We start from the raw sequence: 23,085 nt of genomic DNA, 5'->3' as shown, positions 1-23,085 counted from the left end.
GGGCTTAGGGGCCCCATCAACCCTGCGGATTTTTGATAAGAAGGTTTAGCAACGCGCCTGCAGAGGCTAGAGGATTTCTGATTCTTTCACATCTTCGTCTACAAGAACTCCGTTCTTAGTTACAAGTAGCGCCCCCTGCATGTATTTTTCATTATGCTGTGTCGAGTCAAGACCGAGCTCTTCTTCTTCACTCGTCACTCTCATTGGTTGAATAAGGTTAATCAATTTAAATATCGCGTAAGACACACTGAAACTATAAACAACAGCCACTGTCATCGCTTTTAACTGAGTGAAGAAAAACTCAGGATTGCCATAAAACCATCCGTCCGCTCCACCTCCATTTACAGTTGTTGTTGCAAAAAGTCCGGTCAGGAGCATACCAACCATCCCTCCAACACCATGACATGCGAATACGTCTAGAGTATCATCTATCTTCGAGTTAGTTATTTTGTGAGCTACAATATTAGAAACAATGGCCGCCGCAAATCCGATGAAAATACTTTGCGGTATGGCTACGAATCCAGCTCCCGGAGTGATAGCAACCAACCCCACAACAGCACCGATGCAAAATCCGAGCACAGAAGGCTTTTTACCTCTTAGGACATCGAAAAACATCCATGCCAAGCCCGCTGCACCGGCCGCGATATTTGTCGTGGCAAATGCTGATACCGCCAGAGAATTTGCTGCCAAAGCTGAACCTGCGTTGAAGCCGAACCAACCGAACCAGAGTAGTCCCGTTCCGATCAAAACGTAAGGTATATTAGCAGGAGGTACTTCTTTCTTTTCAATATGCGCTTTACGACGTTTTAAAACCATTGCACCTGCAAGAGCGGCACAACCGGCAGAAATATGCACTACAGTGCCACCAGCAAAGTCGAGAGCCCCCATTTTAAAGAGAAAGCCCTCAGGGTGCCAACTCCAATGAGCAAGTGGTGCATAAACGAATAACATAAACAGCGCAATAAAGCTGATATAAGATATGAATCTGATTCTACCCGCAACTGCTCCAACAACCAGACCTGGAGTAATGATGGCAAACATCAATTGGAATACGGAGAATAGAGTTAAAGGAATAGTCGGACCACCTGCCCAGGGAGCCCCTGAATTCACACCTTGAAAAAACATGTAAGTAGACGGATTTCCTATGATTCCATTGACTGACTCGCCAAAACAAAGGCTAAATCCAACTACTACCCATAGTACGGATACGATACCTGCCGACACCACGCTTTTTATCATCGTAGATAATACATTTTTGCGATGTACCATACCTCCATAAAAAAGGGCTAAGCCTGGAGTCATAAGAAATACAAGTGCTGTGGCTGTAAGAACCCAGGCGATATCTGCACCATTGTAAATTTTCCCACCGTCATCAAAATGTGGAAGTGAAGGAATAAAAACGGCCCCTACTGCCGCCAGCAGTAATAACATAAAGGGAATGGTTTGCTTAACTACGCTTTTGCTCATGTCTGTTGGTTTTGTGGTTTTAAAACTTTTTTTTGTTAACCAGATTGAAGATGTTTTAGTGTTTTTGTGTTGATTTTAAAATAAAAATAGGCAAAATTTAGATATATCATAATTTTTTAAACGTTTTTTATTCTAAAACGCCATTTATTTCGGCAATAAAACAGAAAAATTGAGAATAAATCACAAAAAACACAGAATATTAAACAAATCCAAGATACAAAACAGTAAAAAGAACAGATAAAGCAAGACATACCTATCTATATTCCACTTTTCACTAGACCAACTAAATAAAATCTTTTTCAAGACTTAACTGTTTTCTATCAATGAAAGTATACACCTTAAGATTCGCACAGCACTTGGCGATGCCCCTGGAGAGAGCTTGGGATTTTTTTTCATCTCCGCATAACTTAGCCAGGATAACTCCTTCAATGGGCTTCAAAATAGTCAGCGAACTGGATGAAAATCAAAAAATGTACCCGGGAATATTGATTGGGTACAAAATCACCCCGCTTTTAGGAATTAAAATGGATTGGCTAACCGAAATAACCCATATAGAACATCACAGGTATTTTATAGACGAGCAGAGGTTTGGTCCTTTTGCTCTATGGCACCACCAGCATCACTTCGAAGAAATTAGTGGAGGAACGAAGATGACAGACATCCTCTCTTATGCGATTCCTTACGGAATCATTGGCAAACTAACACATGAACTAATCGTAAGAGACAGAATCCTTGATATTTTCAACTACAGAAAGCAAAAAATAAATGAATTATTTGGGGAGTACGATCAAAAAGGATTGTAAAGCGATCCCTGCTCCACACTTTTCTTCTCCAAATGTTTATCTAAGAAAGTTTGAATACCTGATTTTTTCAATCCCCAGTTTGGAGCAATAAGCAGCTCCATATCAGATATTCCAAATAAACGCTGAACAACTATATCCGGCCTTAACAAAGGAATGAACTCAGAGAGAAACTCCGCATATTCCTCAAGAGAGAATAGTTTGAAAGGCTCTCTTTTGTACTGAACCCCCATAATTGAACCTTCTACTACATACAACTGATGGAGCTTAACGAACTTGATCTGCGGAAATCTATTAATCTCATCCGCATAGCGTAACATCATTTCCTTTGTTTCCCAAGGAAAACCAAACACCGTATGAACACAAATATCAAGTGGAGAATCCTTTACAAGATCAAGGGCTTTTTCCAGCTCCTCATGTGTACAGCCCCGGTTGATCCTACTCAGCGTTGAATTGTAGATCGATTCCATTCCCATCTCCAAGTCTACATCTAAACCTCTTTCTACATAACTCTCTAGCAATGCAACCTTTTCAGCATCGATGCAGTCAGGGCGTGTTCCGATAGACAACCCGACAACCTTGTCCGGGGGACAGGCAGCCAACGCCTCATCATACATCATTTTCAGATAATGCGCGGGGGCATAGGTATTTGTATTGGGTTGAAAGTAGACAATGAACTTATCTGCCTTGTAGCCAGTAATCGCGCGTTCGATACTATTTTCTATTTGCTGTTTAATTCCAGGCGACTTCCTGGTCGTTTCGGGTGTAAATGAATCTACATTGCAATAGCTGCATCCCCCATATCCTTTACTCCCGTCGCGGTTCGGACAAGTGAATCCTCCGTCAACTATTATCTTGACTACTTTTTCTCCTGCATACTTCTTCTTTAAGTAGGCTCCATAAGAATTATAGCTCTTAAATCCGTAATCTACCGTCTTCAGCTTGTCCATCAGTACAAAGATAATGAATATGATATTGTAACTTTGGATATGCTGCGTATCTACTATAAAAAAGACAAAAGACTGGTAAAAGAAACAGATCTGGAGGATCTAAGAGATATTTCGATGAATAGCATGGTCTGGGTAGACCTCCAGAATCCAACGATAGAAGAAAAAGTAACGGTAGAAACCTATTTCGACATCAAATATTCTTCGGAAGAAGAATCCCAGGAGATCGAAAGCTCGTCCAGATTTAGTGAGGTTCAGGATGAGCTTGTCATAAACAGCAACTTTCTCTCGATAAAACCAGGCGGGTATGAATATTGCCCCGTCTCGATCATCGTTGAAAAAGGAATTTTATTCACCTACAGGTATGATGACCTGAAAGCATTCAGCGATTCTGTAAAAAAGATCAAAAGCAGTCCCGTACCCTTTACTAATGGCTACCAGGTCCTCTTAACACTCCTCGAATCTTCAATAGATCATGACGCTGATCTTATTGAGGGACTCGCTCGAAAAATAGCAAACCTGAACCAGGAAATGGTTTTGCGACAAAAGAAATCGGATGAAGAAGTGCTCATTCAGATATCATCTTTCCAGAATGAATCCATGTCGCTCCGGGAAAATATTATTGACAAGCAACGTCTTACATCAGCCCTACTGAAGAGCAGCACCTTTCCCGAGGAATACATGACTGTCCTCCGTATTATGATCAAAGACATCAGCTCTATTCTAGAGCATAATAAATTCGCGTTTGAAAGGCTCGAATACCTGCAAGACACCTTTATGGGCTTTGTAAACATCGAGCAGAACCGAATTATCAAGATATTTACAGTCGCCACAGTGGCGTTCATGCCGCCTACGTTAATTGCAAGTATTTATGGCATGAACTTCCGGTTTATGCCTGAACTGGAATGGCGCTGGGGCTACATAATAGCTATTTTGCTTATGGTAGCCTCATCTTTTTTCACGCTTGTCTACTTCAAAAAGAAAAACTGGCTTTAATTCCCTATATTGAGTAATAATTTCTCTCGAAGTACGTTGCTTTACCATTACTGCTTAACACCTTATCGTGAAAGAAATAATTTTAATCGACGACGAACCATTAGTGAATAAAATTCACACCGTTCTTATCCGATCAGCAAAAGCAGATCAGATACTAACTTCTTTCACAGATCCGGTAAACGGATTCAACTACGTTAAGGAACATACAGGTAACAGACTGGTACTGCTCGATATCAATATGCCGGTTATGAATGCTTGGAATTTCCTCGACGGACTTAGGGAACTGGACAACAACACAGACGTCATCATCCTCTCTTCCTCAATAAACCCTGAAGACAGGATTGCCGCAGAGTCCTACTCAAACGTAAAAGCGTTCCTGAACAAGCCGTTGTCGAAAGAAAATATCCGTAAAATCATCGGTGTCGGTGATCTTTCTACTGAGTGGCACGCAATAAAGTTTGAATAAACCGCTGCACAGACTTCATCTTAAGCAAATACCCAAACAGAGTGATACCTATTATCGCACAGCTTATCCCAGCGAGTACATCAAGCACATAATGATGTCCTGAATACACAGCTGCGAACCAAATACCCACCATTACTACCGAGAATAATACATTTATTGCGCCGAGACGGTTTTTCAGGCCGTAATAAACAACAAGCACGGGGTAAGATGAATGCAGAGAAGGCATAGCAGCAAAGACGTTCGAACTTTTTGCATAAATCGACTTAAAGATTTCCACTCCAAAATAACTGTCAAAACGGGAAAGTCCTGCTGTATTTCCAAGGGTCACCGGATTAAACTCAAATCCAAATTGCTGAACATACCAGGGCGGTGCAGCAGGATGAATATAGTAAACAATAAAGCCTAATATATTGATAAACAAAAAACTAAGAGAAAAACGCAGAAATTGCTCTTTTCGAGTAAAGAACAGATAAAGTGCGAAAAGCAATGGCACGGGGACCCAGGTCAGGTAAAAGATACCTGACACTACATCCAGAAATATCTTTCTCTCGGCGTAAAAATATTCGTTGGGCGTCAGCAAACTACCCTGATAGGAAATACCGAATAATTTCTTCTCCAGATGGTATATTCCTGCAATATCCACATCATTGAAAAGATAATTCGGCAGTGCCTTCATGTAATCAAAAATAATCCAGTAGACAATGAAGATGGAAAAACCGATAATCACACGCCTGCTGACATCCGACATGTAGAACATCAGATTAAATAATCCAATGAGAACTAGTTGCTCTGACTTAAACCCTATAAGAAAATAGGAAAGAAGGAGATATAACAAAGACAACCCCGATACAGTCAGGTTGTGTTTTCTTAAAATGCCCATTATACTTTGATGCGCTCGGTCAACTGCTCGCCGGTATCCGGGTCAGTCGCTTTAAACTCAACATAAACTACATTAGGAACCCAAAAGGTGCCACCCACTATATGTACATAAACACTATTTAAAATAGCCTGTCTGTTGGCAACTTTGGAGTATACGTGATACTTCTTATCCTTGCCCTTCATCAGATACATCGGATATTTACCGTAAGACACAAACTTCAACTCGTACTTTTCCGGACTGAGCTGCTTAGAGGTCACCCCATAAGCAAACTTACGCTGTATATAATTAAGCTCTGTCCGTTTTCCACCTTCGGCATAGCGAAGCCAAAACACGTTTACCGGCGATTTTTGATCCAAAACGCCATCCTCATCCACATTAAGCTGACAGATAATGGTGTTTGTATTGGGATCCCGCTGAAGATAGAAAAGTTGATTGCTAACGCCTTTTGGAACCGGGAAGCCGGGAGGATACATCGCCGTCTTCACACTCTCCTCTAAACCCCTTGTAGGTGCCGCGAATACAGCGCCATCTCCTGCAAAGGAAAGAAACATGGCGAAAAATACACCTAAGGTTGTCACCGAGCCATCTTTTTTGAGATCTGCTTCTTCTGCATCCTTTTGGTCGAGCCCCTTTTTAGAGTCCATCAGCCTCTTAAAAGCAGTCATATTGGTCATGATCGCCATAACAGTGATAGGCACCGTAAAAATGGATATTGTTTCGAAGACCTGAATCGGCAGTCCGGGAATATATAGTTTGTAATCTCCTCCGATAAACTTCGAAGAGATTCCGCAAATTATCGCGCTAATTCCAATGAGTACAACTCGCTCCGGACGCTGCATAAAGCCACCCTTGCACTCTACTCCTAAGCCCTCTGCTCTGGCCCGGGTATAACTCACCATCATAGACCCAATCATAGCGATAAATGCAAAAAGAGAGCTTAAAAAATAATGATGCGAGATGAGGTAATAACAGATACCCAGAAATAAAATCAATTCGCTGTAGCGATCCAGAACAGAATCATACATCGCCCCAAATGTCGACTTCATATTACCGATCCTGGCGACCTGGCCGTCCAGCATGTCGAAAACACCCGCAAATAAAACCAGGGCGCCTGCCCAGCCCACAAACTGAAGATCTCCTCTGTTTCCTTTTTCAGCACCAAGTATAAAAATCACCGCCACACCGATATTTAGGAACAACCCGATTGTGGTTACTGCATTGGGGGTGAGTCCAAGCTTAATAAGTAATCTGACAAAAGGATTGATGACTTTATAAATTCCTAATTGCAGACTGGTCCTGACAGACTCAAAAGACATATATTTTAATTATTTAATAACACAAAGGTAAGCTTAGAAATCTAATTTGAAGCGTGTTCTGATGCCCCATTCTGAAACATCAGGATTATCAAGATAATTAAATCGCTTGACCAGATCAATCCGCAGGACTTTAAATATATTAGATAGACCAACGCTACCTTCAATATATGGTTGCTTTTCAAGGGTATAAGTATTCCTCACACCCGCGTCGTTCGATGGAAACACCATCAAAGACTGGTTCTGGTAAGGATCATTCTCATCTCTCAATCCACCATATAGGCCTTTGAAGCTAATCACTTCACGAAGCTTTAACCGCCTGACCAGTGGTATCTTGTTCAGAAAAAATCCATTGAAACTATGATCGATGTTAAGGCTCGCGTAATGATCACTCACAAACTCAAGAAAGTTCATTAAGTTATACGAATTAAGTTGGTACGCGTACGTTTGATTCGCTCTGTGAATGGCAAGCAGAGGAAACGGTACCTGACCAAATATATTTCCAGCTTCCACAGTCACATCCGAGTATCCCAATTGCGACAGGTAGAAGCGTTTTGAAATATTACCTAACAAATTATGATAGTTATACTGGCCTTCCAAAAGCCCTTTTATACCCGCCGTGTACCTTGCTGTAAACACAGGCTCAGGTCCTGGCACAGGCACCCTATATAACTTACCCTGATAAAACTTTTCATTAGGCGCCCATCTTAGCTCGAGCGAAAGTTCGCTGGTATTTAAATCAGGTAGACGCCGCAAAGCACCATCTTCAAACTTTGCAAACTCAAGAGATCCTGCTGCCTTTTGATTCCATTTCCTAAAACCGACCGAATAAGAGAAGTGATTTTCAAATTCCCTAACGTAATCCAGCTTAAAAATATCATTGTATAACCACTTGTCATTCTCACCTCTCTTGAATGACAGCAGGAAGTTATCTTCCTGAACAAACTGAAGCTCCTGACCCGGAATTTTAGTATCTCGCTGGAAACTTGCTCGTATGTAATTTTGTGGAAACTGATAAATGGATTTATTATTAAGAGAGTACGTTCCACTCAAAAAATATTTCCATTTTTCGTCCTTAAACCCATAGGCACCGTAACCCTCAAAGTAGTATCGTTTGCTCAGTTCGGTCGTTGTACGTCCGCCCAGCCTGAGCCTGAAACCCTCCACCGGATTGAAACTGTAAAACGTGTTCGCTGGTCCTATTTCAACAGGCCCTAAAGACTTGTATCCGGCAAGCAGCAAAGTAGCAATCTCTGCAGTACGCTTGAACGACTTCATGTTCTGCAGACTGTCAATATTCCGGTAAATTCCCTTCTCTCCTTCTGCAAGCTGCTCATGACGCTTATTCTGCCAGAACTGCTCAGAATTGCCTGCCACCTGTTGAACAACTTCTTCCAAGGGGCCTGTAAACACGCTGTCTGGAATGGGCCTGTTCAGCACGTAATCTTTAAAGGAGACAGTTCGCTCGCCAAACACACCCGTGCCCTTATTCTTTGAAATACCAAAATTGATCTTCAGATTCGTCTTGCTGAGATAATATTGTCCTTTGGTATCACGGTCAAAGTCAAGGTCTGATTCGAAATCCCTGATAAAGTTCAGGTTGATATTTCGATGCACAGTCAGAAGCGCATTCTTGACCGCGTACTTACCGTCCTGCGTGACATATAATTTTCCTTGAAATAGCATATCCCCCTTATTCCGGGGAGCAAAGCTCAGCTCAATCAACTTTTGATTATCCCGGTAAACGGTATCCGTTATAAAAAACAAGTAAAACGATGGGGCGGTTGGTGCGATAGGGCTGAGAAACTGGTTACTTACAACAAAAACATTGTTATCATAGATGTCAATGTCCTGATACATCCGGTTCATGTAAGCACTCACCCCTTGCGCATCAATATATTTAGGGTCAAAATCAACCTTCTTCGTTGCCAAAATCTTCGTCTTGGTTTTTGAAGGACTCTTTCGATAATAATTTCTAGAGAGCTTTTCCTCCATATAAAGCGGCAGGATGCTCTCACCGCCTATAGCGGCTGAATCCTGCTTCTGAAACAAGAACTGATAGTTCTTAAAAAATCTTTTTTCTTTAAACTTGTCTGAAAGATCACTCAGGGCAAAGGTCAGCTTCTCATACTTTTCGTACTCAGCAAAATTATATCCTTCTACCCTGTTCTTATCTTTGTTTGCAATAACCCGCTCGATGAGCTCAACAGCTGGATTATTTTTATTGCTATACTTCTTCCTTCTGCCTGATTTAACGACAACTTCCGACAAAACATTAGCGTCTGCTTTAAGCAGTACCTTAACCGTTTGCGGAACTCCTGGAGTAATAGCCTTATTTTGCGACACATAGCCAACGTAAGTAACAGCTATCTGTTTGTACTGGCCGGTCAGCTTCATGGAAAAATTCCCGTCTACGTCTGTAGTCGTACCTAACCTGGTACCTGGAACCGTTATACTGACGAAGGGAAGTGTTTCCTTTGTTCTGGCATCGAGTACCGTGCCTTTAATCTCCGTGGTCTGTGCCAACAATAGCTGTGTCACAAAAACGAGTAAAAGGGTCAGGATGTTGATTCGGGAAAACTTGATTTTTAAATTCACGATTATTTGAAGACAAAATATTTTTGTAAAAAATAGTTCCAGCCTATGCCTACCACTATTGATACAATTACTTTGCTATATATGTATGATAAACTTAAATAATGGGTAAACGCATAAACACCTGACGTATTAAGTGCGATATTCCCTATCCAAACTAATATATACTTAAAAGCTTGCAAATGTACCTTTTCACCACGGGCCTGAAACACCCATATTCTACCCAGTGTAAAGTTGGCTATCCCTCCTAATACGTTGCCGGCGATGTTAGCCGTGACATACCAGAGATGAAAAAATTCCACACTGACTATTGTGGTTAAAAAGTCAATTGCTGTGCCAGTTAATGAGGCAACCTGAGCTTTTATTAGTTTGAGCATTGATTTTACAGAAGACTTACAAATATAGCGAGATGAAGTACAAGATTGGCGTAAATTCCTGCCAGAACGTCATCCATCATTACTCCCACCCCGCCTGGCAGTTTTTCCAGTTTCCTGATAAAAAAGGGCTTTGTAATGTCAAAAAGGCGAAAAAGCAGTAAACCTGCTATTAACGTTGTCGCAGTTAAAGGTATAAACATCATGGTGATGTACATACCGGCAATCTCATCAATAACTACACGGTAGTTATCTTTTCCCCAATATTCCTCGACCTTGCTCGCCGAATATACTCCGACTCCAAAAATAAGCAAAGCGATAAGAACCGATAACCAGGGACTTATAATCCCACAAGACCGGGTAAAATACAAACAGATACAACAGAACACCGATGCGATGGTTCCGCCACCTTTGATGTAGCCTATACCCAGACTTGTGGAAATTAATTTATACATTCTTACTGAATAGCATCTACCAGATCCTGATAGTAGTCCAGGCCTAAATGGGTAATAAGATCTTCTCCCATTATGTGACGGAGCGTATTCTGCATTTTAATTAGCTGCTTAAAAATGTCATGTTCTGCACGAAGCCCTTCTGCAGTCTGAGGTGACTTCAGGTAGAACGATAACCACTCCTGAATTCCTGTCATACCTGCACGCTTAGACAAGTCCATAAACAATGCAAGGTCAAGAACGATCGGAGCAGCAAGAATGGAGTCTCTGCACAGGAAGTTGATTTTAATCTGCATAGGATAACCTAACCATCCAAAAATGTCGATGTTATCCCAGCTCTCCTTGTTATCCCCGTGTGGCGGGTAGTAATTGATACGAACCTTGTGATACATATCAGCATATAACTCCGGATTAGCTTCTGGTCTGAATATTTCATCAAGAACACTCAGCTTAGAAACTTCCTTAGTCTTAAAGTTATCCGGATCATCAAGTACCAGACCGTCTCTGTTTCCAAGGATATTGGTTGAGAACCATCCACGTACACCTAATGCTCTTGCACTCAATCCAGGTGCTACGATAGTCTTCATTAGGGTTTGACCTGTTTTAAAGTCTTTTCCCGCGATAGGCGTACCAGTTAATGCTGCAAGTTCCAATAAAGCAGGGGTATCTACAGTCAGGTTTGGAGCACCGTTAGCATAAGGAACACCCTCTTTAAGAGCTGCGTATGCGTAGATCATACTTGGAGAGATATCCGGATGATTGGCAAGTAGTCCGGCCTCAAAAGCTTCCAGGCTCTGGTGAACATCTGTTACTTCTTGAAAGATCTCCGTTGATCCACACCAAACCATCACCAGGCGCTCACAGTTATTTTCCACTTTAAAGTTGCGGATATCTTCAATTACCTGTTGTGCAAGATCTGCTTTAGTTGTGAAAGACTTAACGTGAGTTCCGTCCAGGTTCTTCACAAAACGCTTGTCGAAAGCTGCTTTCATCGGAACCAATGCCTCAAGCTCCGGCTTGATTGCATTTAACAGTTCTGCATCAAGCACCTTTGCCTTTGATGCTGCAATGTACACGTTATCTTCGTATACATCCCAACCGCCAAAAGCGATATCATTAAGATCAGCCAGAGGAACGAAATCCTTAATCTTTGGATTCTTGTTCTCCGTTCTTTTTCCGATACGAATGTTGCCCATCTGCGTGAGCGATCCGATTGGCTGTGCGATACCTTTTTTTACCGCCTCAACACCAGCAATAAAAGTAGTCGCCACTGCTCCTAAACCAGGAATCAGGATTCCAAGTTTCCCGTTTGCGGGTTTTACTTGTTCTTTCATTTTTGTGATTTATTTATTGTTAAAGTAGATTCATTTCAGGACAACCACTTATTTTCCACATACCAGTCCAACGTCTCTTTCAATCCTTTTTTAAGCGGGTAGTCCGCAATGAACCCAAGATCTTTCTCCAGTTCTCTTATCGAGCACGACCAGTTCTCAGCATTCAGCTCGTTGATCTTCTCCTTGTTTAATGCCGGACTATCAGACCGGAAAGAGTACACAAGCTCAAGTACCGAAGCAATTGCGCTCACGACCGGAACTGGAATATGAAATTTATAGGTCTTCTTGCCACTGATTTCCTTTGTAATCTCGGCAAGATCATATTTCGAATAAACATGTCCATCTGAAACATTATACGCCCTACCAGTGGGAACATCGTCCCTCAAAACCGACAAAAGCACATTCACGAGATCCTTCACATATATAAAGGTTAGCTTTTGTGGAGTTCTGCCAATGTAGGGCTCCAAACCGGAATAGATGGTTTTCAATATGATGAATATATCTTTTTCCCTGGGACCATAAACAGCCGTTGGCCGTACAATCACAAGTGGCAGATTCTTCATTTCTTTTAAATACCCCTCCGCCAACAGCTTACTCTTTCCATAAGCAGTCACAGGTGCCGGCACATGGTCGGGGCTGATGCAGCTGGTATAGTCATAAGCAACCGGTCCTAAAGCAGCCAAGCTACTAACGAAAACAAACTTCTTCAGCGGCAAACCTGCATGGAGTGCAGCTACCGCTAGATTTCTGCTCAGTTCTGCGTTGACATAATTATAGTCATTCTCGGTTTTTGCCTTTGTCGACCCCGCGCAATGAATAATATAGTCGTATCGCTGATCGGACAATTCCCTTGTGAGCAGCTCTACATTCGACATGCTGAGCCTTACCCATGTAACCGGAAGGTGTGATAGATGACTGACGTTACTTGAAGACCTTATAGCCGCATAAACATCATAACCTTCAGCTAATGCCATATCCACCAGGTGAGAACCAACAAAGCCTGACGCTCCTGTGATGAGGACCTTTTTCTTCATATAGACTTCTCAAAAAGTCGGTATTTTTTAGAGACAGTTCCGTTGATGGCTTCGATCGCATTGTTCATCAGAAAATTATCTTCCAGCATCCATGAACATTCTGCGCCCTTGATATTATTGGCAAGAGCATTTCTGATGATCAACCCATAGAGGCAGGCCTCGATACCGAGCTTTCTATAGTCACTGATCACTCCCAGAGTAAGAACACGGAGCCAGTCAATCTTCTTCAGCCCGAACAGAATTTTGAATATCCCAAAAGGCAGTAAGCGACCTCTCTTCACCTTTCTCAACACCTGATTGAGATCAGGCAGGCCAAGAGCAAATCCAACAAACCGGTCTCCCTGCTCTGCAACCAGGCAGAACTCAGGATTAAGGATAAGTTTAAGATCTTTAGCCATGTGATCAAACTCCTTTTCAGTCATCGGAACGAAGCCGAGATTCTGGTCCCAGGCCGCGTTGTATACTTCTCTGAGCTTGGCAGCTTCATTCTTGAAGTCCTTAACATTGATTTTCCTGATGGTGATATTACTTCTCTTCAATCTGGCCTGCAAAGTATCCAGGAGCTTTACTGAGCGGTCGTTATGAGTAGCGTACGGCACATCATATGCAAGAAGATCCACCTTTTTTAAGTATCCCGCACCCTCAATAAGCTGAAGATAGTACGGGAAATTATAAGGCATCATCACAACTGGCGGAGAGTCGAATCCCTGAATCAGGAGACCGCAGGTCTCATTCGTCGAGAAGTTAACAGGTCCTATGGAACTGTTAACACCCTGGGCCTTCAACCACTCTTCAGCTGCCTTAAACAAGGCATTGGCAATGGCCTGGTCGTTTATACAATCGAAGAAACCAAAAAAGCCATCAGTAGCCTGATTATAGGCGTTGTGATTATTATTTAATATCGCTGCAATTCTTCCACATACCTGATCGTGCTGATCGTAAGCGAGAAACAGCTGAACTTTTGAATGATCATGAAAAGGATGCTTCCCCGGAGTGAGCATATCACGTTGAGCAATATAAAGCTCAGGGACGTAATTAGGGTCCCCCTTGTAAAGATCGTGCGGAAAATCGATGAAACTTCCGAGGTTCTTCTGACCTTCCAGGGCAAGCACTCTCATTTCTTGCTAGCTTTTTAGATCAGCGAATATATCCCTCTTCTTAAACGCTCTTGTCAGCTTCTCAACAGCTTCGTCGATCTGATCGAATGTGTGAGAGGACATGAGTGAAAATCTCAAAAGAGATGAATCAGAAGGAACAGCAGGAGACACAACCGGATTAACAAATACACCATCCTGCAACAGATCGTTCGTTACCTGAAACGTCTTGTCGTTATCACGCACAAAGATCGGAAGGATCGGACTTTCTGTTGGTCCAAGATCAAAGCCTGCGTCCAGTAACAGCTTCTTAGCATAATGTGTATTATCCCATAACTTGTCAATGATCTGCGGCTCACTTTCTATGATATCCAGGGCAGCAATTACACTGGCTACGGATGCTGGTGTCATACTCGCGCTGAACAGCAAAGAACGTGCACGATGCTTGATGTAATCTATAGTATCCTCATCAGCAGCAATAAAGCCGCCTAAAGATGCCAGAGACTTACTGAACGTTCCCATAATCAGATCCACTTCATCAGTTAAGTTAAAGTGTGATGCTGTACCTGCACCATTCAGACCGATAACACCGAGACTATGAGCATCGTCAACAAAGATATTTGCACCGAACTCATTTGCCAGATCTACGATCTCAGGTAATTTCACGATGTCACCTTCCATGCTGAAAATCCCGTCAACAGCAATAACTTTTGCAGCTTCTTCGGGTAACAGACTCAGCTTGGCGCGCAGGTCATTCATATCATTATGCGCGTACTTAATAGTCCTCGAAAAAGATAGCCTGCTTCCGTCAATGATAGAAGCATGGTCATATTCATCAAGGATCAGATAATCATTCCGGTTAGTCACACAAGACAAAACCCCCAGATTTACCTGAAAGCCGGTACTGAAAATCACAGCGGACTCTTTCCCTACATAAGAAGCCAAACGACGCTCCAATTCCAAATGGATATCAAGCGTACCGTTCAAAAAACGCGACCCGGCACAACCTGTACCGTATTTGTCGATTGCATCCTTTGCAGCTTCTTTGATTTTAGGATGATTTGTCAGGCCCAGGTATGAGTTGGAACCAAACATGAGAACTTCCCTACCATCTATAAACACCATTGTATCCTGGCCGGATTCAATAGGCCTGAAGTATGGATACAACCCCTTTCTTTTAATCTCTAATGCTTCTGTAAAAGAAAGAACCCGATCATGTAATTTTTTACGCATTAAGGTGAAGTTAATTTTTTGTAAAAGTAAAATTCATTTATGTGAATGTTCTATTTTATTTCGTATTTTTTGTCATTCTTGACTATATACATTAAAAGGTCAAATTTACGTTAAATCGCTTGATTAAATAACGACCTGAAAACATTTCGTTCACGTATTTGCTAAAACGCCTTCCAAAATACGCATTTTATCAACAAACACAAGCAAATAACACTGTTACTCAGTCACATACCAAATATCATACCGAAGTAAAATAACTATTCAGAACAAAAGCTAATCAACCTGCCACCTTACTCCGCTTAACAAGATAGTGATGAAGCACTTGTGTGAAGCCTTCCCGGCAGTCCGCCTCTACCAGATCAATCGCATACTGCGCACATTTTAGCTTTAACGCTTTCAGACTTTCGGCTACACTAACCCTAAAAGTTTCCCTGATCTGAGAAGGATTCAACCGTAGCTCTTCTCCGGTCTCTATATCTACAAAACGATATGGCCGCTCAGGAAACTGGAAATTCAGCTCGGTCTGGTGATCAAGCACATGATAGAGGATAACCTCATGCTTGTTGTGCTTCAGATGATGTAAAGCAGAGAAAAGTTCATCAAAGTTGCCTGGGTCCGCAGACGAATCGAAGAGATCTGTAAAAATAACAACAAGAGACCGTTTGTGAAGATGCTCCGCAAGCTCATGCAAAGCTGCCACGAGCGAAGTTCGCTTGAGTGGCTGCTCCCGGGCAATAAGCCTCTGCAACTCTGCGAGTAAAAAACTCTGATGAGCCGATGTTGATCCCGCAGCGGACGAAAATTCCAGCGTATTTGAGAAATAACTCAGTCCGAACGCATCTCGTTGCTTTCGGAACAGTTCCATAAGAACTGCGGCCGAACAGATGGAAAACAACAGCTTATTCGCAGCTCCCTCGGGAAAATACATGGATGAGGATACGTCGACCACGAGTTGACAGCGGAGATTTGTTTCCTCCTCAAACCGCTTTACAAACAAGCGATCAGTTCTGCCATATAACTTCCAGTCGATATTTTTAATCGAATCTCCCGCGTTGTATAAACGGTGCTCGGCAAATTCCACTGAGAACCCGTGAAATGGACTCTTATGAAGGCCTGTAATGAAACCTTCAACTACTTGCCTGGCGAGCAGCTGCAGGTTAATAAAACCCTCTGCGCTGATTTCTTCCAATCTCGTAACTGTAGCGCTTGCTCTTTTTTCCATAAACAAAAAAACCGGCTGATTAGCCGGCTTAATTTATGTGTTTTATCGGAATATTAAGCTAATTGCTTAACCAGTTTATCAGCTAACACTGATTTAGGAACTGCTCCAATCTGCTTGTCTACGATCTCACCGTTCTTGAAGAACAGTAATGCAGGAATGTTACGGATACCGAACTTGGTAGAAATTGCAGGATTGTTATCAACATTCACCTTACCAATTACTGCCTGACCTTCGTATTCTTTCGATAACTCCTCTACTACCGGACCCACCATACGGCAAGGACCACACCACTCTGCCCAAAAGTCAACCAATACGGGTTTATCAGATTTCAGAACTACTTCGTCAAAGTTTGCGTCTGTTATTTCTATAGCCATTGTTTAATTATTTACAGGTTCTATTATCAAATTTAGTTATACAATAATCTTACCACAAGTTTAAAAAGACATTGTGACATGCAGATGTTTTATCAGTTGAGTCGGTACGCAATCTTCCGTTCCGCGAGTGCATCCAGGAATTCATTGCTCGGGAATATCCGGAAGTTCTTGGAAGGCATCTCTACAGATATAGCCTGCTCTTCCGCATCATAAATCGCGAACTTCAATAAACAATTCCGGCTCGGATTACTTTCGATGTTCAGATGCAGCAGCTCATCCATCTGTTCAATAAAACTGGATGACAGTTCGTGCAGGGGCAATTGAATCGTGAGACATTTAGACATCTTATCGCGCAGATCCGACAAAAGCGATATTTGCGTTATCTTGAATTCCCAGTTGTCCTTTTGCCTGAAACGCTCAGACACAGTACCTTTTACCTGAAGAAAGTAACCGTCGCTAAAAAACATCTTCTGCTTAACATATTCCTCTCCGAAAAGCACAATCTCCGCCGATTCACTGTAATCCTCCAGCATCATCGAACCGAAAGGCTTACCATTTTTAGTATACCGGTGCTGAGCGTTGGATACCAGTCCGCCGATACAGATCTCCCGATTTTTAATCTTATTGAACTCTTCTGTGTCTACTTCGTTCATCTCGCCGCTCCTCGCCTTGATGATCAGGTTAAGGTGTTTGACCTGATGGCTGCAGAAATGGTCCATCTCCAGCTTGTAGTTATCAAGAGGGTGACCAGTAAGGTAAATACCTATCATATCCTTCTCATACTTCAGCTTCTCAATCAGTCCCCATTCCTGACATTCAGCCATCACGGGTTCAGCAATATTGGCATCTGAGGTTCCACCGAACAACGAAGCCTGAGAGGTATTCAGACTGTTCTGATAATCTGCATTGTATTTAATCAGTCGCTCAATACCATTGTATGAGCTTCCTTCAGGCTTAAAGAAGAACTGAGCCCGGCTAAAGCCGAAGCAATCGAATGCCCCGCTGTACACCAGGTTCTCATATACACGCTTATTTACCGTCCTGGAGTTGATTCGTTTCGCGAAATCATAGATACTGAGATACGGCCCGTTCTTATCGCGCTCTTCAATGATACTTTCTACTGCTTTATCACCTACCCCTTTGATTCCCGACATTCCGAAGCGGATCTCCTTCTTCTTATTCACACCGAAGCTCAGGTTAGACTCGTTGATATCCGGACCGAGTACGGCAAGTCCCATCCTTCGACACTCCTCCATGAACAAGGAGATCTTCTCAATATTGTTCTGGTTATTCAAAACCGCCGCCATGTATTCCGACGGATAGTGCGCTTTCAGGTAGGCAGTCTGGTAAGCAACAAACGCATAGCAGGTAGAATGCGACTTGTTAAACGCATAGGAAGCAAAGGCCTCCCAGTCGGTCCATATCTTTTCCAGCTGCTTCTGATCATGCCCCTTTTTCTTCGCATTCTCCACAAACTGCGGCTTCAGCTTATCCAGCGTCTTCCGGTCTTTCTTTCCCATCGCCTTTCGCAGCACGTCGGCATCTCCCTTGGTAAAGTCAGCCAGCTTCTGCGAAAGCAACATCACCTGCTCCTGATAGACGGTGATACCATAGGTATCCGCAAGGTATTCCTCCATGTCGGGCAGGTCATAGCTTACCTGCTCTCGCCCATGCTTACGGGCAATAAAATTGGGAATGTATTCAATAGGACCGGGACGGTAGAGCGCATTCATCGCAATGAGGTCTTCAAACTTGTCTGGTTTGAGCTCCCGCAGATACATCTGCATACCGTCACTTTCAAACTGGAAGGTACCGTTTGTGTCGCCGCGCTGATAGAGCTCCAGAGTTGCCTGGTCGTCCAGAGGAATATAGTCAATATCGATCGAGACGTTATAGTTCTGCTTGATTAGTCGCAGCGCATCCTTAATGATGGTAAGCGTTTTCAGACCCAGAAAGTCCATTTTGATAACGCCGGCATCCTCGATCACCCTTCCGTCGAATTGGGTAACCAGCAAGGGCGAATCTTTCATGATCGCCACCGGGATAATATTCGTCAGATCTTCAGGGGCGATGATGATACCCGCGGCATGAATACCCGTGTTCCGGATAGAACCCTCCAGTTTTTCCGCCTCGCGCAGTACCTGCGCACGAAGATCATTGCCCTTCAGTATGGCGTCAAGCTCAGGCACCTGCGAAAACGCTTCTTTCAACGTAATACCCAGCGTATCCGGCACCAGCTTCTTCATGGCAGCAACGTCCGAAAGTGGCACGTCCAGCACCCGCGCTACATCCTGGATACTGGTCCTGGCAGCCATCGAACCATAAGTAATGATCTGGGCTACCTGATTTTTTCCATATTTATCTACAACGTAATCAATTACCTTCTGCCGGCCTTCATCATCGAAGTCCGTATCAATATCGGGCATCGACTTACGGTCTGGATTAAGAAAACGCTCAAACAGGAGATTGTACTTGATGGGGTCAATATTCGTGATCCCCGTACAATAGGCTACTACTGAGCCCGCTGCAGATCCACGGCCGGGGCCGATGAAAACACCCAGGTCTCTGCCGGCTTTGATGAAATCGGATACGATCAGAAAGTATCCGGCAAAACCCATGATCCGGATCGTATTTAATTCAAAATCCAAACGCTCCTGCACTTCAGGCGTAATTTCCTTGTATCGCTCCCTAGCACCTCTCATCGTCATATCCCGCAGGAACTCCCACTGGTTCATGACATCATCCGCATGGATCTTAAATTCAGGGGGTATAGGGAAGTTAGGAAGCATAATATCACGCTTCAGCTTCAGGTGATCGATCTTGTCAACAATCTCGTTCGTGTTATCAAGAGACTCCGGAATATCATGGAACAGCTTGCCCATCTCCGCCTGGGTCTTGAAATAGAACTGATCGTTCGGAAACCCGAAACGATAGCCCTTTCCGCCTTCATCGTCCGTGGCGATCGGCGTCTTCTGCATGTCTCCTGTATTTACACACAGTAGAATATCGTGAGCATTTGCGTCCTGCTGATCCACATAATGCGAATCATTTGAGCAGATCACTTTGATATTATGTTTTTTGGCAAACTTCAGCAGGGTCTCATTGATAATGAGCTGTTCCGGAATATCGTGTCGCTGCAGTTCGATATAAAAATCATCTCCGAAGAGGTCAAGCCACCATTTCAGCTCCTTCTCCGCCTCTTCCTCTCCCTTTTTTAAAATAGCCTGAGGAATTGACGCGCCGATACAACAACTGGTGGCGATCAATCCTTCATGATATTGAAGGATCAGCTCTTTGTCTATACGTGGCCATTTACTGTACAGCCCCTCCATATATCCCAAAGAACAAAGCTTTGTCAGGTTCTTGTATCCCTGTGCATTTTTAGCCAGAAAAAGCTGATGAAAACGAACATCCTTATTCTCCTTGGTAAATTGTTTCTTGTGGCGGTCCTCCACCACATAGAATTCACAACCAACAATAGGCTTTACATTATGCTTACCGGCTTCCGCAACGAACTTAAACACGCCGAACATGTTTCCATGGTCGGTTATAGCTAAAGCTTTCATCCCATCAGCAGCAGCTTTCTTATATAATTTAGAAATATCTGCTGCTCCGTCGAGCAATGAAAATTGTGTATGTACGTGTAAATGAGAAAATTCCGGCATCGCTGATCGTTCTATTTGAGAAACCCGAAATTACTAAAAATTTCAAGCCCCGAATCACGCGAGTTCCTAAAAATTATCGTCGATAATTTTTGCAGATAGCAGGGCGAGAGGAATTCCGCCCCCCGGATGTACACTCCCTCCCGCAAAATACAGACCTTTGATAGCACGAATAAAATTCGGATGCCGGAGAAAAGCAGCAAACCGCCCGTTGGAACTGGTGCCATAAAGCGATCCCTGATAAGATGATGTTCGCGACTCTATTTGTCTGGGATCGAGAATCTCTTCTACCGCAATCAATGGGGCAATATCACGCTTCAACATGCGGCTCAGCTTTTTGATAATGTTCATCCTCGCTTCCGCGATAAGGCTATCCCAGTCCTGCCCTTCGTTTGCAGGAACATTGATCATCACAAACCAGTTTTCTGATCCCTTGGGAGCGTCTTCTTCCCGAAACTTGGAACTGATATTCAGGTATATCGTTGGATCAATATCGATACTCTTCTTCTTCCAGATGGCACTAAACTCCTTTTCGTAATCTTCACTGAAAAATATATTATGAAGATCCAGCTCTTTGAATGTACCCTTTATGCCCCAGTAAAAAATCAATGCTGAACTGCTGCGCTCCTGGTTCAATATCCTCTCCGGGAGCTGAATCCCCTTCAACAGCTTCCGGTAGGTAAACCAGACATCCATGTTCGAAATAACCGAGGATGCAGGAATCATCGCTTCATTGACTCTGACACCTTTCACCTCGCCATGATTGTAAAGTATCTCATCTACCCGCGATTGATAATGAAATTCAACACCTAACTCTTCAGCCAGCCTTACAAGCGCACTGGTAATGGCATGCATGCCGCCCTCGGGGAAGTATGCGCCAAAGTGCTGCTCCAAATGGGGTATGATATTCAGCGTTGCTGGCGCCTGGTAAGGGTTCGAACCATTGTACGTGGCATAGCGGTTAAAGAAACGACGGGTTTTACTATCATGAAAATGACTTGCATTCGCCTGGTTCATCGTTCTGAATGCATCTATCTGCCCGAAACGCAGTACAGATTGCAGAGTCTGCCTGTTCAGATATGATCCCAGCCGGTGTAATGATTTCTCAAGAAAAATATGATGCGTAATATCGTAGATCTCACGGCTCTTCTTCAAAAAGCGAGTGACCGATTCCCGCGTGTCCCTGGTATTCAGCGCAATCTCATCGGCGAGCTTCTCAGGATCAGCCCAGGCAGTCAGCCGTGTGCCGTCCTCGTAGAAATACCGGCATACTGTATCGAGCTTCTTGTATCGGAAATAATCACTGGGCTGCTTCCCTGCCAGGCGAAAGAGTTCATCAACATATTGAGGCATGGTAAACAAGCTGGGACCTGCATCAAAGCGAAAGCCCGAACTTACAAACTCAGTGAGTTTGCCGCCCGGATAAGAATTAGCTTCGTAAACAGATACATTCAGGCCTTTTACGGCTAGCCTGATAGCGGTAGCGATGCCAGCAATGCCAGCTCCAATAACAACTACCGTTTTTTCACGATGATCAGCGGTCATAAACAGACCTCTAATGTAAAGAAAATGTCTTAGATCCCTTTATCTTTATTCACCTGGTAGGCCACCAGGATGGCGAAGACGCATAATGCAATAAGCACGGCGATTCCGATCTTACGCTTGCGCTTGTCTTTCCAAATAAGATAAAAGACAAACCCGATTAAAGGAACAGCGAAAAGAAACGCAAAGATCAACGATGTGGTTACCATTTGATAGTTTTTAAAAATTCATACGGGCTAATGGGGAAATATCCTGTCCGGTAAAATCTCCCCGAAGGTATTTATAATATCCCGCAATCGCGATCATAGCCGCATTATCGGTACAATACTGAAAGGCAGGTATATACACCTTCCAGTTCTCCTGTTCAGCCACATCCTGAAGATGCTGCCTCAAGCCTGAATTGGCAGATACACCACCAGCAATTGCCACATGCGAGACATTATACTGTTTAGCAGCCATCTTTACCTTCTTCAGCAGAATAGTAACGATCCTGTGCTGCACCGAGGCGCAAATATCCGCCATATTGTTCGTCAAAAAGTCGGGATCAGCCTTCTTTCTGTCTCTAACAAAATATAGAATAGATGTCTTTAGACCACTGAAACTGAAGTTTAAACCCGGAATCTGAGGCTCTGGAAAACTGAAAGCAGATGCATTCCCCTCTCTGGCTAACTTATCTACAAGGGGGCCGCCTGGATAAGGGAGTCCCAGAATCTTAGCTGTCTTATCAAAAGCCTCCCCCGCTGCGTCATCGTTGGTTTCGCCAACGATCTCCATGTCGAAATAATCGCGCACTAAAACAATCTGCGTATGGCCTCCCGAAACTGTCAGACACAAAAAAGGAAATTCAGGCTTCGGCTCGTCAATGAAATGAGCCAGAATATGCGCATGCATATGATTCACCTCAATCAGCGGCAGGTTGTTTGCCAGGGCAAAGCCCTTGGCGAAAGACGTACCTACTAGCAATGAACCCAATAATCCGGGCCCTCTGGTAAAAGCGACGGCTTGAATGTCTTTTTTGTTTATTTTAGCGGTCGATACGGCATCTTCTACCACCGGGATGATATTCTGCTGATGCGCTCTGGAAGCCAACTCAGGAACGACACCACCGTACTTATGATGAACTGCCTGAGTCGCAATTATATTGGATAGGATTTCACCATCTTTACATATAGATGCAGAGGTTTCATCGCAAGACGATTCGATAGCGAGTATTGTTGCCAAACTGGATTATGAATTTATTGTTGTTGTGATTTAAAGTACAAAATTATTAAAAAACTACTTAAAATAACGTTATGGATTT

The 23,085-nt window shown here is 43.2% G+C and carries 20 protein-coding genes; 3 read left to right on the top strand and 17 right to left on the bottom strand.

The genetic code is table 11. The annotated features are described in order from the left end of the window. Positions 1-66: 66 nt before the first annotated feature. Complete coding sequence (locus ACO1NU_RS06735; RefSeq protein ID WP_448817706.1) at positions 67-1,467, bottom strand: ammonium transporter; 1,401 nt, start codon at positions 1,465-1,467, stop codon at positions 67-69. 323 nt (positions 1,468-1,790) lie between these two features. On the opposite strand from ACO1NU_RS06735, the gene ACO1NU_RS06730 reads away from it, so the two are divergent. After that, entirely contained in the window at positions 1,791-2,270 is a 480-nt protein-coding gene (locus tag ACO1NU_RS06730) for an SRPBCC family protein (RefSeq protein ID WP_448817705.1), read from the top strand. Here the strand turns inward: ACO1NU_RS06730 and ACO1NU_RS06725 are convergent. Beyond that, complete coding sequence (locus tag ACO1NU_RS06725; protein WP_448817704.1) at positions 2,255-3,217, bottom strand: TIGR01212 family radical SAM protein; 963 nt, start codon at positions 3,215-3,217, stop codon at positions 2,255-2,257. The two genes, ACO1NU_RS06730 and ACO1NU_RS06725, sit on opposite strands and share 16 nt — an antisense overlap. Positions 3,218-3,256: 39 nt before the next feature. Between ACO1NU_RS06725 and corA the strand changes: the two genes are divergently transcribed. Both corA and ACO1NU_RS06715 read left to right on the top strand, forming a co-directional pair. After that, positions 3,257-4,210, top strand: coding sequence for a magnesium/cobalt transporter CorA (gene corA, locus ACO1NU_RS06720; protein ID WP_448817703.1), 954 nt, complete (start codon positions 3,257-3,259; stop codon positions 4,208-4,210). Between the two features lie 67 nt (positions 4,211-4,277). Further along, positions 4,278-4,676: a response regulator gene (locus tag ACO1NU_RS06715; RefSeq protein ID WP_448817702.1), complete on the top strand. Its 399-nt coding sequence runs from the start codon at positions 4,278-4,280 to the stop codon at positions 4,674-4,676. On the opposite strand, the gene ACO1NU_RS06710 is transcribed toward ACO1NU_RS06715, so the two are convergent. From ACO1NU_RS06710 to tsaD, 15 genes are all read right to left on the bottom strand, one after another. Next, positions 4,645-5,433 (bottom strand): phosphatase PAP2 family protein, encoded by a 789-nt coding sequence (locus ACO1NU_RS06710; RefSeq protein WP_448817701.1) that lies wholly within the window; start codon positions 5,431-5,433, stop codon positions 4,645-4,647. The genes ACO1NU_RS06715 and ACO1NU_RS06710 overlap by 32 nt on opposite strands. Before the next feature lie 122 nt (positions 5,434-5,555). Continuing rightward, complete coding sequence (locus ACO1NU_RS06705) at positions 5,556-6,872, bottom strand: DUF4833 domain-containing protein (RefSeq protein ID WP_448817700.1); 1,317 nt, start codon at positions 6,870-6,872, stop codon at positions 5,556-5,558. 33 nt (positions 6,873-6,905) lie between these two features. After that, complete coding sequence (locus ACO1NU_RS06700; protein ID WP_448817699.1) at positions 6,906-9,467, bottom strand: DUF5686 family protein; 2,562 nt, start codon at positions 9,465-9,467, stop codon at positions 6,906-6,908. 2 nt (positions 9,468-9,469) lie between these two features. Continuing rightward, positions 9,470-9,841: a GtrA family protein gene (locus ACO1NU_RS06695; RefSeq protein ID WP_448817698.1), complete on the bottom strand. Its 372-nt coding sequence runs from the start codon at positions 9,839-9,841 to the stop codon at positions 9,470-9,472. Positions 9,842-9,846: 5 nt separating this feature from the next. Next, complete coding sequence (locus ACO1NU_RS06690; protein WP_448817697.1) at positions 9,847-10,293, bottom strand: phosphatidylglycerophosphatase A family protein; 447 nt, start codon at positions 10,291-10,293, stop codon at positions 9,847-9,849. 2 nt (positions 10,294-10,295) lie between these two features. Further along, on the bottom strand, positions 10,296-11,624 hold the full coding sequence (locus ACO1NU_RS06685) for an inositol-3-phosphate synthase (protein WP_448817696.1): 1,329 nt from the start codon (positions 11,622-11,624) through the stop codon (positions 10,296-10,298). Positions 11,625-11,659: 35 nt separating this feature from the next. Continuing rightward, positions 11,660-12,658, bottom strand: a complete 999-nt coding sequence (locus ACO1NU_RS06680; protein WP_448817695.1) for an NAD-dependent epimerase/dehydratase family protein — start codon at positions 12,656-12,658, stop codon at positions 11,660-11,662. Next, positions 12,655-13,776 (bottom strand): hypothetical protein, encoded by a 1,122-nt coding sequence (locus ACO1NU_RS06675; protein WP_448817694.1) that lies wholly within the window; start codon positions 13,774-13,776, stop codon positions 12,655-12,657. Before ACO1NU_RS06675 ends, ACO1NU_RS06680 begins: the two co-directional genes overlap by 4 nt. Before the next feature lie 6 nt (positions 13,777-13,782). Further along, positions 13,783-14,985, bottom strand: coding sequence for a serine palmitoyltransferase (gene spt, locus ACO1NU_RS06670; protein ID WP_448817693.1), 1,203 nt, complete (start codon positions 14,983-14,985; stop codon positions 13,783-13,785). Between the two features lie 277 nt (positions 14,986-15,262). Next, positions 15,263-16,207, bottom strand: a complete 945-nt coding sequence (locus ACO1NU_RS06665) for a DUF58 domain-containing protein (RefSeq protein WP_448817692.1) — start codon at positions 16,205-16,207, stop codon at positions 15,263-15,265. Between the two features lie 53 nt (positions 16,208-16,260). Beyond that, positions 16,261-16,581, bottom strand: a complete 321-nt coding sequence (gene trxA / locus ACO1NU_RS06660; RefSeq protein ID WP_448817691.1) for a thioredoxin — start codon at positions 16,579-16,581, stop codon at positions 16,261-16,263. Positions 16,582-16,673: 92 nt separating this feature from the next. Beyond that, on the bottom strand, positions 16,674-20,246 hold the full coding sequence (gene dnaE, locus ACO1NU_RS06655; protein WP_448817690.1) for a DNA polymerase III subunit alpha: 3,573 nt from the start codon (positions 20,244-20,246) through the stop codon (positions 16,674-16,676). A gap of 66 nt (positions 20,247-20,312) precedes the next feature. Next, positions 20,313-21,788 carry a 1-hydroxycarotenoid 3,4-desaturase CrtD gene (gene crtD / locus ACO1NU_RS06650; RefSeq protein ID WP_448817689.1) on the bottom strand — a complete coding sequence of 492 codons (1,476 nt, stop codon included), beginning with the start codon at positions 21,786-21,788 and terminating at the stop codon, positions 20,313-20,315. 29 nt (positions 21,789-21,817) lie between these two features. Then, positions 21,818-21,994 (bottom strand): hypothetical protein, encoded by a 177-nt coding sequence (locus ACO1NU_RS06645; RefSeq protein WP_448817688.1) that lies wholly within the window; start codon positions 21,992-21,994, stop codon positions 21,818-21,820. Positions 21,995-22,004: 10 nt separating this feature from the next. After that, a complete protein-coding gene (tsaD, locus tag ACO1NU_RS06640; RefSeq protein ID WP_448817687.1) occupies positions 22,005-23,006 on the bottom strand; it encodes a tRNA (adenosine(37)-N6)-threonylcarbamoyltransferase complex transferase subunit TsaD in 1,002 nt (333 codons plus the stop codon). Between the last annotated feature and the right edge of the window lie 79 nt (positions 23,007-23,085).

The sequence above is a fragment of the Arcticibacter sp. genome, assembly GCF_053551015.1.
The sequence above is the reverse complement of the archived record's forward strand: the minus strand, read 5'-3'. Positions and strand labels throughout refer to the sequence as shown.

Excerpts from the sequence above, each read along its gene's own strand:
- ACO1NU_RS06735 (WP_448817706.1), bottom strand. The coding sequence starts at position 1,467 with ATGAGCAAAAGCGTAGTTAAGCAAACCATTCCCTTTATGTTATTACTG.
- ACO1NU_RS06730 (WP_448817705.1), top strand. The coding sequence starts at position 1,791 with ATGAAAGTATACACCTTAAGATTCGCACAGCACTTGGCGATGCCCCTG.
- ACO1NU_RS06725 (WP_448817704.1), bottom strand. The coding sequence starts at position 3,217 with ATGGACAAGCTGAAGACGGTAGATTACGGATTTAAGAGCTATAATTCT.
- corA (WP_448817703.1), top strand. The coding sequence starts at position 3,257 with ATGCTGCGTATCTACTATAAAAAAGACAAAAGACTGGTAAAAGAAACA.
- ACO1NU_RS06710 (WP_448817701.1), bottom strand. The coding sequence starts at position 5,433 with ATGTTCTACATGTCGGATGTCAGCAGGCGTGTGATTATCGGTTTTTCC.
- ACO1NU_RS06705 (WP_448817700.1), bottom strand. The coding sequence starts at position 6,872 with ATGTCTTTTGAGTCTGTCAGGACCAGTCTGCAATTAGGAATTTATAAA.
- ACO1NU_RS06695 (WP_448817698.1), bottom strand. The coding sequence starts at position 9,841 with ATGCTCAAACTAATAAAAGCTCAGGTTGCCTCATTAACTGGCACAGCA.
- ACO1NU_RS06690 (WP_448817697.1), bottom strand. The coding sequence starts at position 10,293 with ATGTATAAATTAATTTCCACAAGTCTGGGTATAGGCTACATCAAAGGT.
- ACO1NU_RS06685 (WP_448817696.1), bottom strand. The coding sequence starts at position 11,624 with ATGAAAGAACAAGTAAAACCCGCAAACGGGAAACTTGGAATCCTGATT.
- ACO1NU_RS06680 (WP_448817695.1), bottom strand. The coding sequence starts at position 12,658 with ATGAAGAAAAAGGTCCTCATCACAGGAGCGTCAGGCTTTGTTGGTTCT.
- ACO1NU_RS06675 (WP_448817694.1), bottom strand. The coding sequence starts at position 13,776 with ATGAGAGTGCTTGCCCTGGAAGGTCAGAAGAACCTCGGAAGTTTCATC.
- spt (WP_448817693.1), bottom strand. The coding sequence starts at position 14,985 with ATGCGTAAAAAATTACATGATCGGGTTCTTTCTTTTACAGAAGCATTA.
- ACO1NU_RS06665 (WP_448817692.1), bottom strand. The coding sequence starts at position 16,207 with ATGGAAAAAAGAGCAAGCGCTACAGTTACGAGATTGGAAGAAATCAGC.
- trxA (WP_448817691.1), bottom strand. The coding sequence starts at position 16,581 with ATGGCTATAGAAATAACAGACGCAAACTTTGACGAAGTAGTTCTGAAA.
- dnaE (WP_448817690.1), bottom strand. The coding sequence starts at position 20,246 with ATGCCGGAATTTTCTCATTTACACGTACATACACAATTTTCATTGCTC.
- crtD (WP_448817689.1), bottom strand. The coding sequence starts at position 21,788 with ATGACCGCTGATCATCGTGAAAAAACGGTAGTTGTTATTGGAGCTGGC.
- ACO1NU_RS06645 (WP_448817688.1), bottom strand. The coding sequence starts at position 21,994 with ATGGTAACCACATCGTTGATCTTTGCGTTTCTTTTCGCTGTTCCTTTA.